Annotated in this window: 15 protein-coding genes and 1 riboswitch; of the genes, 6 read left to right on the top strand and 9 right to left on the bottom strand. The window is 65.2% G+C overall.

Annotation, left to right across the window (positions count from 1 at the left end):
• Window positions 1-36: 36 nt before the first annotated feature.
• From RA21_RS22010 to RA21_RS13670, 3 genes are all read right to left on the bottom strand, one after another.
• Complete coding sequence (locus tag RA21_RS22010) at window positions 37-948, bottom strand: hypothetical protein (protein WP_052257658.1); 912 nt, start codon at window positions 946-948, stop codon at window positions 37-39.
• 304 nt (window positions 949-1,252) lie between these two features.
• The gene (gene folE2, locus RA21_RS13675) at window positions 1,253-2,356 is read right to left on the bottom strand and encodes a GTP cyclohydrolase FolE2 (protein WP_019295770.1); all 1,104 of its coding nucleotides are present in this window, start codon (window positions 2,354-2,356) and stop codon (window positions 1,253-1,255) included.
• 112 nt (window positions 2,357-2,468) lie between these two features.
• Window positions 2,469-3,323: a LysR family transcriptional regulator gene (locus RA21_RS13670; protein WP_039149781.1), complete on the bottom strand. Its 855-nt coding sequence runs from the start codon at window positions 3,321-3,323 to the stop codon at window positions 2,469-2,471.
• Window positions 3,324-3,432: 109 nt separating this feature from the next.
• Between RA21_RS13670 and RA21_RS13665 the strand changes: the two genes are divergently transcribed.
• Window positions 3,433-4,221 (top strand): HalD/BesD family halogenase, encoded by a 789-nt coding sequence (locus RA21_RS13665; protein WP_039149779.1) that lies wholly within the window; start codon window positions 3,433-3,435, stop codon window positions 4,219-4,221.
• Window positions 4,218-5,468: a M24 family metallopeptidase gene (locus RA21_RS13660; RefSeq protein ID WP_039149776.1), complete on the top strand. Its 1,251-nt coding sequence runs from the start codon at window positions 4,218-4,220 to the stop codon at window positions 5,466-5,468. Before RA21_RS13665 ends, RA21_RS13660 begins: the two co-directional genes overlap by 4 nt.
• Window positions 5,469-5,572: 104 nt before the next feature.
• Here RA21_RS13660 and metZ read toward each other — a convergent pair whose 3' ends face one another.
• The gene (gene metZ, locus RA21_RS13655; RefSeq protein WP_039149817.1) at window positions 5,573-6,763 is read right to left on the bottom strand and encodes an O-succinylhomoserine sulfhydrylase; all 1,191 of its coding nucleotides are present in this window, start codon (window positions 6,761-6,763) and stop codon (window positions 5,573-5,575) included.
• A 61-nt stretch (window positions 6,764-6,824) separates the two neighbouring features.
• Window positions 6,825-6,903: riboswitch (SAM riboswitch) on the bottom strand.
• A 136-nt stretch (window positions 6,904-7,039) separates the two neighbouring features.
• Here metZ and RA21_RS13650 point away from each other — a divergent pair.
• A complete protein-coding gene (locus RA21_RS13650; RefSeq protein ID WP_039149773.1) occupies window positions 7,040-7,729 on the top strand; it encodes a glutathione S-transferase N-terminal domain-containing protein in 690 nt (229 codons plus the stop codon).
• 91 nt (window positions 7,730-7,820) lie between these two features.
• Here RA21_RS13650 and RA21_RS13645 read toward each other — a convergent pair whose 3' ends face one another.
• From RA21_RS13645 to RA21_RS13630, 4 genes are all read right to left on the bottom strand, one after another.
• Window positions 7,821-8,432, bottom strand: coding sequence for an inner membrane-spanning protein YciB (locus RA21_RS13645; RefSeq protein WP_039149770.1), 612 nt, complete (start codon window positions 8,430-8,432; stop codon window positions 7,821-7,823).
• A 29-nt stretch (window positions 8,433-8,461) separates the two neighbouring features.
• Window positions 8,462-9,364, bottom strand: coding sequence for a DMT family transporter (locus RA21_RS13640; protein WP_039149767.1), 903 nt, complete (start codon window positions 9,362-9,364; stop codon window positions 8,462-8,464).
• Window positions 9,365-9,446: 82 nt separating this feature from the next.
• Entirely contained in the window at window positions 9,447-10,625 is a 1,179-nt protein-coding gene (gene ftsY, locus RA21_RS13635) for a signal recognition particle-docking protein FtsY (protein WP_039149764.1), read from the bottom strand.
• 77 nt (window positions 10,626-10,702) lie between these two features.
• On the bottom strand, window positions 10,703-11,344 hold the full coding sequence (locus RA21_RS13630) for a lysoplasmalogenase (RefSeq protein ID WP_052257659.1): 642 nt from the start codon (window positions 11,342-11,344) through the stop codon (window positions 10,703-10,705).
• 131 nt (window positions 11,345-11,475) lie between these two features.
• Between RA21_RS13630 and RA21_RS13625 the strand changes: the two genes are divergently transcribed.
• Window positions 11,476-11,871 (top strand): hypothetical protein, encoded by a 396-nt coding sequence (locus RA21_RS13625; protein ID WP_039149762.1) that lies wholly within the window; start codon window positions 11,476-11,478, stop codon window positions 11,869-11,871.
• A gap of 55 nt (window positions 11,872-11,926) precedes the next feature.
• Here RA21_RS13625 and xseA read toward each other — a convergent pair whose 3' ends face one another.
• Complete coding sequence (gene xseA / locus RA21_RS13620) at window positions 11,927-13,417, bottom strand: exodeoxyribonuclease VII large subunit (protein ID WP_039149811.1); 1,491 nt, start codon at window positions 13,415-13,417, stop codon at window positions 11,927-11,929.
• 136 nt (window positions 13,418-13,553) lie between these two features.
• Here xseA and purD point away from each other — a divergent pair, with 136 nt between their 5' ends.
• Together purD and RA21_RS13610 are read left to right on the top strand one after the other, a co-directional pair.
• On the top strand, window positions 13,554-14,819 hold the full coding sequence (gene purD, locus RA21_RS13615) for a phosphoribosylamine--glycine ligase (RefSeq protein WP_019296818.1): 1,266 nt from the start codon (window positions 13,554-13,556) through the stop codon (window positions 14,817-14,819).
• 260 nt (window positions 14,820-15,079) lie between these two features.
• On the top strand, window positions 15,080-15,565 hold the full coding sequence (locus tag RA21_RS13610) for a GNAT family N-acetyltransferase (protein WP_052257657.1): 486 nt from the start codon (window positions 15,080-15,082) through the stop codon (window positions 15,563-15,565).
• Window positions 15,566-15,594 lie beyond the last annotated feature (29 nt).

Here is a 15,594-nt window from a genome sequence, read left to right as displayed (position 1 = left end):
TTGGCTCCCCGCGCGGCCGGTGTCAAGTGGGCGGCGTCAGTCGCCGCTGCCACTGGTGCCGGCAGCGTTGCGCTGCGGCATCTGCGGCGGGGTGGAAGGCTTGCGCGGACGCTTGGACGGCTCGCCTTCCGGCGCTTGTGCATTGGCGGCAGCAGCAGGTTCTGCCGCGGGGGGCTTGGGCGCAGCGGCAGCGGCTGCCGGGGCCTTTACGCTGCTTGCTGCAGGCTGAGCCCCGCCGCGGCGGGCAGAGGAACTGCGGAACATTGCAGGTTTATCCTCTGCCTTCTCCCCGGCCGTTGAACTGTTCTGATTTTCAGGCTTAACCGCAGTGGGCGCCGCCGCCTGAGCCGCCTTTGCAGTTTCCTTGTTTGGCTCCGGCTTAGCCGGCTCTGCCTTTACAGGTTCCGGCTTGACCGGCACCGCCTTGGCAGCTGCCAGAGGGGCGGCTTCGGTCTTGGCTGCCGAAGTCACTGCCGGCTTGGCAGCTGCCGGTTTGGCAGCAGCGGTTTTGCGCGCAGGCGCCTTGCGGACCGCTGCCTTGCGGCCAGCGGTCTTGCGCGCCGCAGGCTTGCGGGCCGCGGGCTTTTTGGTTTTGGCCTCTGCCTCAGTCGGCGCCGCCGTTGCGGCCTTCGCTTCTGGTGCCGCCGGTGCAGCCTCTGCTTTCGGCGCCGCCGGTGCAGCCTCTGCTTTCGGTGCCGCCGGTGCGGCCTTCGCCTCTGGTGCCGCTTTGGGGGCCTCACCAGCATCCCCTGCCATTGCCGGCACGCCTGCCTGCAGCAGGCGCCGCTGGGCTTCCATCATCGAATGGGCCAGCTGCATCTGTGCCAGCGGCGCCTGCAGCGCGGCCTCTGCTGCCTGGCGCCACAGTTTCATCTGCAGCCCGGCTGCATAGCCCGCCCATTCATGCGTCTTGACCGTCAGGCCGGGGATCTTGTGAAAGCTCGTCATTTGTTACTCCTAAAGTCCTGCACTGCACTTGCTCCGGGACAGCACAGCGATGTCCGGGCAAAGAAAACAGGGAGCAGGCGCCGGGTGCATCCCGGGCCTGTTGCAGCGGAAAACGGGCCGTCAGTTGCAGACACCAGCGCGCAAGCTCCCCTCGCCCCCGGCAGGACGGCCGGGGGGATTCGATTTGACGCTAGCATGAACTTCTGCACTGCGGCATAAAAAATGCGGCAACGCAGAAATTACCTCGGGCCATTTTGGTTGACCCAGCGGAAACCCGCCTGAAAATCAGGCAGGCCGGTCCCCGTTATCCCTGGTGAATCAGGGTGGAGAACAGTTTCGGGTCCAGGCTCATCGCCTTAAACAGCGGCCCTTGAGTCAGCACGCTGACCGCATCATGGCTGTGCAGGCTTTCCTGATGGCTCGCGACCACCCGGAAATCGCCGATCCGGTCATCACTTTGCAACGCCTCGCAGAACAGCCGCGCCGCATCTTCGACAAAGATCGGATTGGCGGCATTGAGCTCGGCAAAGGCCTGCTCGTCCTCGCGTTTCACCATCACCTGGGTCTCGGTCGGCACCGCCTTGCGGCACAGTTCGATCAGGTCTTCGAACCACAGGCACTCGCTGCCGGGCACCGACTGCACCGAAATCCGTGCCACCGAGCGCTGCGAATGCGGTGTCGCCAACTGGCCGCGCGCCTGGCGGGCGTGCTCCGACAGCTCCAAGGAGCACGGGCAGGTCGAGGAATAGACATAGTCCAGATGCATGATCTTCTCGCGCACCCCGTCATGGTCCACCAGCTCCAGCGCAAAGTCGTAATACTGATAGCCGCTGAGGCCCGAGCGCAGGCTGTTCACCCGCGCCGGAAAAGAGAACCGCATCTGGATGCGCGCATCCGGGCTGTCCAAGTCGCTCAGGTAATCATCCAGCGCATTCGCCATCACTTCAAAGCTGAAGGTGCGCTCCGCGTGCTTGTAGAAGGTGCGCATGATCCGGGACATGTTGATGCCCTTCTTGCCCGCGTCCAAGCTGACGGTGCCGGTCACGCTGGTTTCCAGCGTCAGGTCGCCATCGTCGCGGGTATGAAACCGGATCGGCAGGCGGAAGTTCGAAATCCCCACATGCTGGATCTGCTCCTTGGCGCCGCGGATCAGGCTGGTCGGCCCGTTCTGCAGATCGGGCAGCGTCGCGCGGTAGGCGTCGTCGGATTTGAAATCCTCGGGGTAGGTCCGTGACAGTTCCGGGTAGTTGCCCACTTCGCGGCCCGGCAGCAGGCGTGCCACCGCCGGGTCCAGCTCGGCAATTTCGGTCTCGGTCACGGTGCCGGCCCAGGCCCGCAGCACATCCAGCGCGGCGGCAGCTGCCTCGCGGTCCGGCGCCTCGGCAGCGTCGCGGTTGTGAATGTTCATCGGCGTTTCCCCCAGTGATACGGGCCCCATATAGGGTGCGGCAGGCCACCCTCATATACTGTTACGCGGCAATTTTCAAAACGGATCCGCCATTTGCGGCAGAACCGGCGCCTTATCGGACCCCCAGCACCTCTGCAAGGGTCCGCAAGCGGCGCGAGCGCGACTTGTAATGCGCCGTCACCAGCACATAGGGCCGCGGCATCTCCAGCGCCGGGCCGTCCAGGCGGTGCAGCCTGCCCGCACGGACTTCGCCGCCCACAACCTGTTCCGGCAGCAGCGCAATCCCCAGTCCCGCCTGCACCAGCGCCACCACAGAGGGCACCGACTGCCCGATAACCGCCGAGGCCAATTCCGCCCGCTCAATTGCGTGCTGCACAAAATACTGCCGCCAGCCCGGCACCGAGGAAATGGTCTCGCCCCAGCTGACCTCCACCAGCGGCGCCGTCCGGATGTCCATGTGCTGGTCCCTGCCAACCGGCACCAGCCGGTCCGTGAACAGGGGCTGCGTCCGGTGCTCCGGATGTTCGCCGCCATAAGTCAGCCGCGCATCAATGCCCTCCGCTTCCAGGTCGATCCGGTCATCCTCGATCCTGAGCTGCACCGGCACATCCGGCCGCACCTCCGCAAAACTCTTCAACCGTTCCGGCAGCCACAGCTGCGCCAATGCGGGTGTGGCCGAGATCACCAGCGGCCGGCGGGTGCCGCCTTCGGTCAGCGCCTCTGTGAAACTGGCAATCTCCGCCAGCGACATCGCCGCCTTCTGGTAATAATCCCGCCCGGCATCGGTCAGCCGCACCTGGTTGGCGCGGCGGGTGAACAGCTTCAGCCCCAGCCAGTCCTCCAGGTTCTTCACCTGCATCGACACCGCGGCAGAACTGACGCCCAGCTCCGCCCCGGCAGCCGAAAAGCTCCCGGTCCGGGCGGCGCATTCAAAGGCGCGCAAAGCGTTCAAGGGCGGCAGTTTCATGGCCCCACAGTGCAAGAAAATCTTATGCTCGCCAAGATATTTTGTAGTGGTCAGATCCCCGCCCGGCGCGCAGGCTTGGGAAAACACGAAAGACCCCAAGGAACACCCCATGCGCGATATTCTCGATCTCGACCGTTACCCGCTCGACCGCCCCGGCACCCCGGAATGGCAGGCCCTGGTGGACCGCTGCCGCGCCGAGCTGGCGGCGGACGGCATGTTCAGCCTGGAGGGGCTGATGAAGCCGGAGGTGGCCCAGGGCGCCGCTGATGCGCTGAAGGGCAAGTTCGAGACCGAAAGCTTCCACCACAAGCGCTGGCACAACATCTATTTCAAGGACGCCGTCGACGGCCTGGCCCCGGACCACCCTGCGCTACAAAAGGTCGAGACCTCGAACTTCACCCTCTGCGCCGACCAGTTCCCGGGCTCGCCCGTGCTGCGCCTTTATGACTGGCCGCCGTTTGCGGAATTCCTCGCCGCCACCATGGACAAGCCCGCGCTCTACACCATGGACGACCCGCTGGCGCGGCTGAACATCATGTCATATGGCGCCGACCAGGCGCTGAACTGGCATTTCGACCGCTCCGAGTTCACCACAACCATGCTGCTGCAGGCGCCTGACGAGGGCGGCGAGTTCATCTACAGCCCCGAACTGCGCACGGACGATGACCCGAACTACGAAGGTGTTGAGCGGCTGCTGGCGGGCCAAGACCCCAATATGCGCGTGATTACCCTTGATCCCGGCACCCTCAATATCTTCCGCGGCAAGAACTCCCCCCACCGGGTCGGCACGGTGAAAGGAGACAAGACCCGGGTGATCGCAGTCTTCACCTTCTACGAAAACCCGGGCGTGCGGTTTTCGGACGAGGAAAACATCGGCTTCTACGGCCGCGCGTCATGACCGAAATGGCCGTTTTCAAGGACGAGCGCAAACGTACCTTCCTGAATGCAGAAGGTTCGGACATGCCGCTGAAATCACCGCTGGGCCAGGACGTTCTGGACCGTGCCCGCGCCTACCGCCTGCAGCGGCTGCGCGATGAATTGGCCCGTCAGGACGTGGCGGGCCTTCTGCTCTATGACCCGGTCAACATCCGCTATGCCTTTGACTGCTCCAATATGTCGATCTGGACCGCCCACAACCCGATCCGCTACGCGCTGATCCTGAACGGCGGCCCCGGCATCATGTTCGAATTCAAGGGCTGCGAGCATCTGAACGACGGGCTGCCCGGCATTGATGAAGTCCGCAATGCCATCGGCTGGATGTTCATGTGCGCAGGCGACAAGGCCACGGACCGGCTGACGCCCTGGGCAGCGGAGATCTCGGATCTGGTCAAGCAATACGGCGGCGGCAACCTGCGCCTCGGCGTTGACCGGATGGAGCCCGAGGGTGTGCACGCCCTGTCAGAACACGGCCTCCAGATCATCGACGGCGGCCAAATCACGGAAACCGCCCGCGCCATCAAATCCGCGGATGAAATAGAACTGATGCGCTGGACCATCCGCGTCTGCGAGGCAGGCATGGCCCGGATTTATGACCACTCAGTACCCGGCGTGACCGAGCAGGAGCTCTGGGCGCATCTGCATTTCGAAAACGCCCGCTCCGGCGGCGAATGGCTGGAAACCAAACTGCTTACCTGCGGCCCCAACACCAACCCCTGGTACAAGGAATGCTCCGCCCGCGAATGCCGCGCGGGTGAAATGATCTCCTTCGACACCGACATGATCGGCCCCTACGGCTATTGCGCCGACCTCTCACGCAGCTGGACCTGCGGCTATGTGCCGATGAGCGACACGCAAAAGCGGCTGTATGCGGCGGCGCGGGCGCAGATTGAACACAACATGGCGCTCTTGCAGCCCGGCCTCAGCTTTGCCGAATTCAACGGCAAGAGCTGGCAGATCCCCGAACCCTATCAGCCCTACCGCTACTCGCTGGCGGCGCATGGCGTCGGCATGGCCGATGAATGGCCGGTGGTGCCGCTGCATGTGGACTTCGCCGGTGCCCATGGCGGATGCTTCGAGGAGAATATGGTGATCTGCATCGAAAGCCTGATCGGCGAAAGAGGCTCCGAGTCGATCAAGCTGGAAACCCAGGTGCTGGTCACCGCGGACGGGCCGCTACGGCTCGACAGCTTCCCCTGGGAGATGTGACCAGGCAAAAAAGAGAGGGGGCTGTCTGCCCCCTCTTGAGCCTGCGGCTCAATTCACCCCCGAGAGTATTTCAAGAAAGATGAAATCCCGCCGGGTCTTTGGTATCAAGCTTGCGAGGCCTCCAGCGCTGCCTTCAGGTCGGCGATCAGGTCATCCGCATCCTCAAGGCCCACCGAGAAACGCACCAAGCCCGGGGTAATGCCCAGCTCGTCCTTCAGCTCATCCGTCAGACGCTGGTGGGTGGTGGTCGCCGGATGGGTGGCGATGGATTTCGCGTCGCCCAGGTTGTTGGAGATCACCGGGATGGTCATCGCGTTCAGGAACTTGAACGCAGCCTCCTTGCCACCCTTCAGGTCCAGCGACAGGACGGTGCCGCCCTTGCCGCCCAGCTGGGTCTGCACCAGCGCGTTTTGCGCGTGGTCCTTCAGCCCCGGGTAAATGGTGCGCTCCAGCGCCGGGTGGCCGCTCAGCGCTTCCGCGATTTTCAGCGCGGTCTCCGCCTGGGCGTTCACACGCAGCGACAGGGTCTCCAGCCCCTTCAGCATCACCCAGGCATTGAACGGGCTGAGCGAACCGCCGGTGTGCTTCATATAGGGTTCCAGCGTGCCGCGGATGTAGTCCTTGGTGCCCAGCACCACCCCGCCCAGCGCCCGGCCCTGGCCGTCGATATGCTTAGTCGCGGAGTAGATCACCACATCGGCGCCCTGCGCAATGGCGTCGGAAAACACCGGGGTCGAGAACACGTTGTCCACCACCACGGTGGCGCCAACCGAATGCGCAATCTCCGCAACGCCCGCGATGTCGATCACCTCCAGCGTCGGGTTCGACATGCTCTCGAAAAACACCGCCTTGGTGTCCGGGCGCACCGCCGCCTTCCAGGCCTCCAGGTCGGTGCCGTCGATGAACGTCACCTCAACTCCGAAACGGCCCAGCACATCGGCCAGGATATAGTTGCAGGAGCCGAACAGCGCCTTGGCCGACACGATGTGATCCCCCGCCTTCACCAGCGAGGTCAGCGCGCCGTTCACCGCCGCCATGCCCGATGCGGTGGCAAAGGCATCCTCTGCCCCTTCCAGCGCCGCGATGCGCTTCTCGAACATGTCGACGGTCGGGTTGCCGTAACGGGCATAGATGAACTCGTCCGGGCCGGTCTCGATGAACCGCGCCTCGGCCTGCTCGGCGCTGTCGTAGACGAACCCTTGCGTCAGGAAAATCGCCTCGCTCACCTCGTTGTACTGGCTGCGGCGGGTGCCGCCATGCACCAGCTTGGTGCGCTTGTTCCAGTTGTCGCTCATCTCTTCTGTCTCCTCGCGCCCATAGCGCACAAAAAACCCCCAATCGGCCAAGCGAAAGGGGGTCCTTCACGTCCTGACCTCTTTAGCGGGATTGTTTAACGTGGCCCGCAATCCGGTAACAAATCGCCACGATGTGATGCTTGGGCTTTACGCATCTTGCGGGATTCGGTCAAGCGGCAGCATGTCCGGCTTTCACAGGGATGTGAGCCGCCCTGCCCCTTGCCCGCCCCCCGCGCCCCGTGCTCCTGTGGCCGGGCACACTGACGGAGGCACGCGATGCAGGACCCGATCCAGCTCTATTACTGGCCCACGCCGAACGGCTGGAAAATCTCCATCGCGCTGGAGGAAATGGGCCTGCCCTACGAGGTCACCCTGATCGACATCGGCAAGGGAGACCAATTCGCGCCGGAGTTCCTGAAGATCTCTCCCAACAACCGGATGCCTGCGATCATCGACCCGGACGGGCCGGACGGCGCGCCGGTCTCGCTGTTCGAAAGCGGTGCCATCCTGCAATACCTCGCCCGCAAGACCGGGCAGTTCTACGGCGCGGACGAGCGTGCCCGCCTGACTGTGGATCAATGGCTGATGTGGCAGATGGGCGGCGTCGGACCAATGGCGGGACAGGCGCATCATTTTCTGAAATACGCCCCCGAGGATCTGCCCTATGCCAAGGACCGCTACCGTTCTGAAGTCGCCCGCCTCTACGGCGTGCTTGACCGGCGGCTGGCGGAGAATGAGTATGCGGCGGGCGCGGACTATACAATTGCCGACATGGCGGTCTGGCCCTGGGCCTCGCTCTGGGAGGGCCAGCAGCAGACACTCGAGGACAAGCCGCATCTTGCCCGCTGGCTTGATCTGATGTGGTCCCGCCCCGGTGTGGTGGCCGGCCGGGCGCTGCATGCGGACCTGCGGGCGGACAGGTCCGACAGCAAGGCGCAGCAGGTGATTTTCGGCCAGGGCCGCTAAGCCGCGCAGCCGCAGCGCACCGCCCGGCCCAAGGCTTCAAGCTTCATCTTTGATGACGCGCGAAGACGCGGGAGCCCGCCGCTGTCCCCGGTTACTCGGCCGGACCGGCTTCTTCCTCGATCCCGTATGTCTGCAGCAGCCGCCCCTGGAACATGAAAAAGGCAAACATCGCCACCGGCAGCCCGAAGGTCTTGAAATAAACCCAGGTGTCGGTGCTCTGGGTCCGCCAGATCAGCTCATTTGCCACCGCGAGGCCAAAGAAGAACGCGCAAAGCCGCCGCGTCAGGATCATCCAGCCCTCCTGCTTCAAGGGCATCAGCTCCTCCATCACCACCTTGAGCCAGCTTTGGCCGCGCAGGAGGCCGATGCCCAGCAGCCCGCCGAACAGCAGATACAGCATCGTCGGCTTCATCTTGATGAAACGGTCGTCGTTGAACCACACCGACATGCCGCCGAACAGCACCACCAGGATGAGCGTGGCAAACTGCATCCGCGACAGATGGCCGGTTAGCTTCCACAACGCCAGTGTGGACGCCACCATCAGCGGGATGAACGCCGCGGTGATGACGATGAAGCCCTTGTACTCGCTGCCGCCGATCAGAAACACCTCATCCTTCAGCTTCAGATAGCCGATGAAAAACAGGACAACGGGGCCCAGTTCCAGCAGCATCTTCAGGGTCGGGTTGATCTTCTTTGCGGCCATGGGGCCTCCTGTCAGTTCTGCCTGCGGTCTCAGCCGCCCATTTCCACTATCACGGCGCCCAGGGCGATCAAAGCCATCAAGGCAATCCGCCGCGGCCCCACCGTTTCCTTCAGCACCAGCCAGCCGATGAGGGCGGCAAACACGGTGGAGGTCTCGCGCAGCACCGCCGCCTCCCCCACCTTGTCGAGCCGGGTCGCCAGCATGATGGCGCCAAAGGACGCAAACGCCACCAGCCCGCCAAAGAAGCCCCGCACCATCAGCGGCCCCGGTTCGGGCGGCGCAGGCATGGTCCGCCAGTGGGCAAAGGCGATCACCGGGAACACCAGCCCGTCGATCATGAAAAACCACGCCAGGAAGGTGAACGGATCCGCCGTCGCCCGGATGCCATAGGCGTCATATGTGGTGTAGGCGGCCACAAACAACCCGGTCACCACCGCCAGCCCCAGAGCAATTCCCAAGGTGTCCCGGTTAACCGTCAGGTAGCGGTAGTTGTACCCTGCAAGGCCGAAGATCCCCGCCAGCAGCACCGCCACCCCCAGCCATTGCACCGGGGTGAACACCTCGCCGAACAGGAAGAAAGAGCCGATCACCGTGAACAGCGGCCCGGTGCCGCGCACCACCGGGTAAACCACCGTGTAGCTGCCCTTGGTATAGGCCAGTGCCTGGAACAGCTTGTAGAAAACATGGATCACCCAGGCGACGAAGAAGATCAGCCACATATGCGGCTCCGGCCAGGGCACCACAAACAGCGCAAAAGGCGCCGCCATCACACAGTAGGAAAAGTCGATCGCCCCGCGCGACAGCCAGGGATCATGGCGCCCCTTCTGCAGCGCGCCGAAAACCGCGTGCAGGAAGGCCGCCCAGATGGCCAGAAACAGCGCTGCCTGATGCCCGGCCTCGGTGCCTTCCAGGGAGATCAGCCAATCGCTCAAATCAAATGCCTTTGCGCCGGGTGAGGGCACCGGGGGCCAGCCCCCGGACCCCCGGGATATTTTCAGTCAGAAGAATGACGGATCAGGATTTCTCCAGTCCCGTCAGCGCCGCGGCAAATTCCTCGGGATCAAACGGCGCCAGGTCGTCGATCTGCTCACCCACACCGATGGCGTGGATCGGCAGGCCGAACTTGTCCGCCAGCGCCACAAGAACGCCGCCCTTGGCAGTGCCGTCCAGCTTGGTCATCACCAGGCCCGACACATCCGCCAGCTGCTGGAAGGTGCCGACCTGGCTCAGCGCGTTCTGGCCGGTGGTGGCATCCAGCACCAGAAGCGTGTTGTGCGGCGCGGTCTCGTCCTTCTTGCGGATGACGCGGACGATCTTGGCCAGCTCCTCCATCAGGTCTGCCCGGTTCTGCAGCCGCCCGGCGGTGTCGATCATCAGGAGGTCAGCACCGTCTTCCTGGGCCTTGGTCATGGCATCAAACGCCAAGGAGGCCGGGTCGGATCCTTCGGGCGCTGTCAGCACCGGCACGCCTGCCCGGTCGCCCCAGACCTGCAGCTGTTCGACAGCGGCGGCGCGGAAGGTGTCACCCGCGGCAATCACCACCTTCTTGCCTGCGCCCTTGAACTGGCTGGCCAGCTTGCCGATGGTGGTGGTCTTGCCGGAGCCGTTCACGCCCACAACCAGCACCACCTGCGGGCGCTTTGCGTAGATCGGCAAGGGCTTCGCCACCGGTTCCATAATACGCGCCACTTCCTGCGCCAGCAGTTCCTTGATCTCGCGGCTGGAGACCTTCTTGCCCATCCGCCCCTCAGCCAGGTTGGCAGTCACCCGCAGTGCGGTGTCCACCCCCATGTCGGCGGCAATCAGCAGCTCTTCCAGCTGCTCCAGCATGTCGTCATCCAGCGCCCGGCGCGGTTCAGCCGCCGTGGTGCGCCCTATCAGGCGGCCCAGCAGGCCCGGCGATTTCTTCTCAGGCTCCGGCGCAGGCTGCGGTGCCGGTGCGGGCTTGGGTTCCGCAACGGGCTGCGGTGCCGGCGCGGGTTCGGGCGCAGGCTCCGGCTCGGCAACAGGTTCCGGCTGCGGAACCGGCGCAGGCGCGGGCTGTTCCGGGGTTACCGCAGGGGACTCTGCCAGGGCCTCCACAGCCTCAGCCGCGCTGCTGTCCGCGCCCTCCTCGACAATCGCATCGAGCCCCTGCTCGAGCTTGGAGGAGGATTTGAACAGCCGCTCCTTGAGCTTTGAGAAAAACGCCATCTTGGTCTCCGCAAAAGGGTCTGCACCCCACCTAATGCGGATTGGGCCGGAGTGCAAAGCGCTAGGCGCCGCGAAACTCAGGAAAATGCCGCCAGAAAGCCCGCTTGCGCCCCCCAATAAAGCGGCCAGACCGCAATGGGCGTGATCCGGCGCAGCGCATGATCGTCCGGCAGCACGAAGGTCTCCGCCGCCAGCACCATGTCCGACAGCATGAAGGCGCAGGCCGCGGCAAAGACCCACGAACCAAACGGCAGCGTCAGCGCCGCCGCCCCCATGCCAAGGATGATCGGGATATAGGCCAGCACAGGCCCCTTCAACGCGCCTGCCCGGGGTGCCAGGATGCGCGCCATGACCAGTCCCAGCACCAGGAGAGCCGCTGCGATGGCAATCCCCGGCATCTGCAAAAGCTGCACCGGATCACTATCCCCCCGGGTCAGGAACAGCACCGCATAGGCCAGGTGGCCGGCGGCAAAGGCGCCGACACCGGCCATGAACGCCCCCTCCCCGTCGCGCGACAGGAACAGATCGCCCAGCGCGCAGAGACCCAGCGCCACGGCCAGCAGCCAGGGTGCACCCAGCAGCAGCGCCGCCAGCGCCAGCAAGGCAACAGAGGCGGTTTTCAACAGGCTGCGCAGCACCCCCGGCGGCTGCGCAGCCAACAGCAGGTAGATCAGCGCACAGGCTGCAGCCCCCGCCCAAAGCACCATTTCCGCCGTCATGCCCTGCTTCCCCTTTGATTTTCCGCCACTCTGTCCGCGCAAGCTGCCTTCGGTCAAAGGTGACCCCGCGGGAGCCTGTTCAGAAAACGCAAGGCTTGGAGCATCCGCTGCTCCTGAGGCACAATACCCTCATGCGCTTCGTGATGATTCTCCTGCTCGCTGCCCTGCCCGCCCCGCTGGCGGCGGGGGAGCCGCTGAGTGCGGGCGAGTTTGACCGCTACACCCAGGGCCGCACGCTGTTCTACGGCTTTGGCGGCGCCATGTACGGGGTCGAGCGCTATCTGCCGGGCCGCAGGGTGATCTGGTCCTTTCTGGACGGCAAATGCCAGGAAGGCAGCTGGTACGAGGAAGCAGGTCAGATCTGCTTTGTCTACGAGAACCGCGACGATCCGCAGTGCTGGACCTTTGAGTTGACACCGCGCGGGCTGACGGCGCGGTTCGAGGACGACCCGGCCTCAACAGAACTTTATGAGGCCGAGGATATCGGCGAGAAGATGCTGTGCTACGGCCCCGACGTCGGCGCCTGAGGCAAGCCGCGGTGCAGCGGGTATTTGGAACCAGAAAGAAGCCGGAGGCCGGCCCCTAGAACAGCGAGCCCTGGCCGCCCCCGGGCGGTTTTGGCGTGCCCTTTTTCGGCGCCTGTGCTGCTCCGCCCTCCAGATCCAGCGTGCCATCGGCAAATTCGATCTGCAGCGCGTCTGCCCTGGCGGCAGCGGCCTTGGTTGTCAGGATTTCATCGCCCGAGCGCACCACCGCATAGCCGCGCTCCAGTGTTGCCTTGTAGCTGAGGATCTCAAGCTGCCTCCCGGTGGCACTCAAGGCCTGTCGCTGGCGGTCGATGCGCGCGGCCTGCGCCGCATCCAGCCGCTGCGCCAGCCGCCCCAGTGCATCCTTCTGCGCCGTTACTTCACGCTGGATCGGCCGCAGGCTGAGGCGCGAGGCGAGGTTCTGCAGCCGGTCGCGCCGCCCTTCAACCAGCTGGCGCAAGGTGGCCGGGCGCAAAGACGCCGCGGTTTCGCTCAAGTGCAGACGGCGCCGCTGCACGCCGGAGATCAGTGCGCCGGGCAGCCGGTCGGAAATCCGGTCCAGCCGCTGCCGCGGGGTTTCCAAGAGCGTATCGGGTTTGGGCAGCGCCCGGGCCAGATCGTTCAGCCGCTGCCGCCTGAGTTGCACCGCCTGCCCGGCGGCGCGGGTCAGCCGCGCGCCCTGGTTCTCGCTCCACGCCATCAGCTCCAGCCGCACCGGCACCGCCAGTTCCGCCGCCGCGGTCGGGGTCGGCGCCCGGCGGTCGGAGACGAAATCAATCAGCGTCGTGTCCGTCTCATGCCCGACGGCAGAGATCAGCGGGATCTGAGAGGCGGCAGCCGCGCGCGCCACGATCTCTTCATTGAAGCCCCAAAGATCCTCGATCGAACCGCCTCCGCGGGCGACGATGATCAGATCGGGCCGCGGCAGCGCGCCGCCCGGCGTCAGGCGGTTGAAGCCTTCGATGGCGCGGGCCACTTCGGGCGCGCAAGTTTTCCCCTGCACTGCAACCGGCCAGACCAGCACCTTGCGCGGGAAGCGGTCGCGCAGCCGGTGCAGGATGTCGCGGATCACCGCGCCTGAGGGCGAGGTCACCACCCCGATGATCTGCGGCAGATAGGGCAGCGGCTTCTTGCGTTCCGGTGCAAACAGGCCCTCCGCCTCCAGCTGCTTCTTGCGCTTCTCCAGCAGCGCCATCAGCGCGCCCTGCCCCGCAACCGCGACCTCATCGACGTTCATGTTGTATTTGGACTGCGCGCCAAAGGCGGTCAGGCGGCCGGTGACCACCACCTCCAGCCCTTCCTCCGGCACCACCGACAAGCCGCTGATCTGCCCCTTCCAGGTGGTGCAGGCCAGCACCGAACGGTCGTCCTTGATGTCATAATAAAGATGCCCGGAGCGCGCCTTGAACACACGGCCCACCTCGCCCTTCACCCGAATACGGCCAAAGGTGCCCTCCAGCGTGCGCTTCACCTCGCCGGAAATCTCCGAAACGGTGAATTCCGGGGCGTTCTGTCCCGGCTGCGGGTCGTCAAACAGGTCGGACATCGGGGGCTGCTCTCCTGCGGCCTTTGGCCGGTCTTGTTTTGAAGTCGCGCGCAGCATAGAACGCGCGGCAAGCAAGGCAAGCCCCGGGATGCGGCCCGCGGCGCCACAGGGCTCAGGCAGATCGGAGAATGCGCCAATGAACATCCTTATCCTCGGCAGCGGCGGGCGTGAACATGCACTGGCCTGGGCCGTGATGCAGAACCCCAAATGCGACAAGCTGATCGTGGCGCCGGGCAACGCAGGCATCGCCCAGATCGCCGATTGCGCGGCCTTTGACATCGAGGACGGCGGAGCGGTTGTGAGTTTTGCCGAGGAAAACGCCATCGACTTCGTGATTGTCGGCCCCGAGGCCCCACTGGCTGCGGGCGTCGCCGACCGGCTGCGCGAGGCTGGCATCCTGGTGTTCGGTCCTTCCGAGGCGGCCGCGCGACTGGAAGCCTCCAAGAGCTTCACCAAGGAAATCTGCGACGCGGCAAATGCCCCCACCGCAGGCTACGGCCATTTCACCGATGCCGAGGCCGCCAAGGCGCATGTGCGTGCCAACGGCGTGCCCACCGTGGTCAAAGCGGACGGCCTGGCCGCAGGCAAGGGCGTGATCATCGCCATGACTGAGGACGAGGCCATGGCGGCCATCGACGATATGTTCGGCGGCGTCTTCGGCGGGGCCGGCGCCGAGGTGGTGATCGAAGAATTCATGGAAGGCGAAGAGGCCTCCCTGTTTGTGCTGGTCGACGGCGAGGACGTGCTGGCGATCGGCTCCGCCCAGGACCACAAGCGCGTCGGCGAGGGCGACACCGGCCTCAACACCGGCGGCATGGGCGCCTACTCCCCCGCACCGGTCCTGTCGGCTGAGGTCGAGGCCCGCGCGATGGAAGAGATCGTGAAGCCCACAATGCGAGTGATGGCAGAGCGCGGCATGCCCTATCAGGGCGTGCTCTATGCGGGCCTGATGATCAAGGACGGGCAGCCGCGGCTGGTGGAATACAACGTCCGCTTCGGTGATCCGGAATGCCAGGTGCTGATGATGCGCCTCGGCGCCCAGGCGCTGGACCTGATGCACGCCGCGGCTGAGGGCCGCCTAGGCGAAGCGCAGGTGAACTGGGCCGATGACCATGCGATCACCGTGGTGATGGCCGCTGAGGGCTACCCGGGGTCTTACGAGAAGTTTTCCGAGATCAAGGGCCTGGACGCGCTGCCCGAGGACAGCAGCAACATGGTGTTCCACGCGGGCACCAAGGCGCAGGACGGTAAGGTGCTGGCGGTTGGCGGCCGGGTGCTGAACGTGACCGCCCGCGGCAACACCCTGCAGGAGGCCCGCGACCGTGCCTATGCGATGGTGGACGGAGTGGACTGGCCCCAGGGCTTCTTCCGCCGCGACATCGGCTGGCGCGCGCTGAAGTAACCGCTGCAGCGCACCCGGACAGGCAGGCCCTCCCGCCTGCTCCGGACCAATCACAGATTGATCCTCACAGTTGGGCGTGGCCGGGCGCTGCCGCGCCCGGCCAGAGGCGCCCTGAAAGGCTGTGGCGCGGATCAGTCTCCGCCGTTTGCCGGCTCCGCCTCAGAAGGCTATCCTGCCGCGCAGGGAGGAAAACACATGCAGCACCTGCCCGCCATTTGCCGCCTGCACCGGTTCCGAATGCCTGCCCAAAGACCGGCACAATGACCGCGCCCCGGCGGCTCTCTCCCGATGATCCCAGCCTGAGGGATGTGCTGGACCTGATCCAGCGCAGCTTTGCCTTTATGGAGGGGCGCATCGACCCGCCGTCCTCCATGCACCGCTTGACGCTGGCCGCCCTGCAGGACCAATGCCGCGATGGTGAAATCTGGGGTATCGGCACCCCGCCCGCGGCCTGCATCTTCCTGACGCCCAGACCCGATTGCCTCTATCTGGGCAAGCTGGCGGTGGACGAAACCCATCGCGGTACCGGGCTCGCCCGCACGCTGGTGGAGCTGGCCGCAACCCGCGCTGCGGCACTTGGCTTGCCGGTACTGCGGTTGCAGACCCGGGTCGAGCTGACAAAAAACCACGCGGCCTTTGCCCGCATGGGCTTCCGCAAAACCGGCGAAACCGCGCATCCCGGGTTTGACAGGCCAACCTCGGTGACCATGGAGAAACCCGTGCCGGCCCACCCCGCCCGCGCCTGAGCCGCAGGCCGGTCTGCCTGGACGGGAAG

This window comes from Leisingera sp. ANG-DT, from assembly GCF_000813785.1.
Taxonomy (GTDB): domain Bacteria; phylum Pseudomonadota; class Alphaproteobacteria; order Rhodobacterales; family Rhodobacteraceae; genus Leisingera.
This window is presented reverse-complemented; position numbering and strand designations above follow the sequence as displayed.

Excerpts from the sequence above, each read along its gene's own strand:
- RA21_RS22010 (WP_052257658.1), bottom strand. The coding sequence starts at position 948 with ATGACGAGCTTTCACAAGATCCCCGGCCTGACGGTCAAGACGCATGAA.
- folE2 (WP_019295770.1), bottom strand. The coding sequence starts at position 2,356 with ATGAACATTCACAACCGCGACGCTGCCGAGGCGCCGGACCGCGAGGCA.
- RA21_RS13670 (WP_039149781.1), bottom strand. The coding sequence starts at position 3,323 with ATGAAACTGCCGCCCTTGAACGCTTTGCGCGCCTTTGAATGCGCCGCC.
- RA21_RS13665 (WP_039149779.1), top strand. The coding sequence starts at position 3,433 with ATGCGCGATATTCTCGATCTCGACCGTTACCCGCTCGACCGCCCCGGC.
- RA21_RS13660 (WP_039149776.1), top strand. The coding sequence starts at position 4,218 with ATGACCGAAATGGCCGTTTTCAAGGACGAGCGCAAACGTACCTTCCTG.
- metZ (WP_039149817.1), bottom strand. The coding sequence starts at position 6,763 with ATGAGCGACAACTGGAACAAGCGCACCAAGCTGGTGCATGGCGGCACC.
- RA21_RS13650 (WP_039149773.1), top strand. The coding sequence starts at position 7,040 with ATGCAGGACCCGATCCAGCTCTATTACTGGCCCACGCCGAACGGCTGG.
- RA21_RS13645 (WP_039149770.1), bottom strand. The coding sequence starts at position 8,432 with ATGGCCGCAAAGAAGATCAACCCGACCCTGAAGATGCTGCTGGAACTG.
- ftsY (WP_039149764.1), bottom strand. The coding sequence starts at position 10,625 with ATGGCGTTTTTCTCAAAGCTCAAGGAGCGGCTGTTCAAATCCTCCTCC.
- RA21_RS13630 (WP_052257659.1), bottom strand. The coding sequence starts at position 11,344 with ATGACGGCGGAAATGGTGCTTTGGGCGGGGGCTGCAGCCTGTGCGCTG.
- RA21_RS13625 (WP_039149762.1), top strand. The coding sequence starts at position 11,476 with ATGCGCTTCGTGATGATTCTCCTGCTCGCTGCCCTGCCCGCCCCGCTG.
- xseA (WP_039149811.1), bottom strand. The coding sequence starts at position 13,417 with ATGTCCGACCTGTTTGACGACCCGCAGCCGGGACAGAACGCCCCGGAA.
- purD (WP_019296818.1), top strand. The coding sequence starts at position 13,554 with ATGAACATCCTTATCCTCGGCAGCGGCGGGCGTGAACATGCACTGGCC.
- RA21_RS13610 (WP_052257657.1), top strand. The coding sequence starts at position 15,080 with ATGACCGCGCCCCGGCGGCTCTCTCCCGATGATCCCAGCCTGAGGGAT.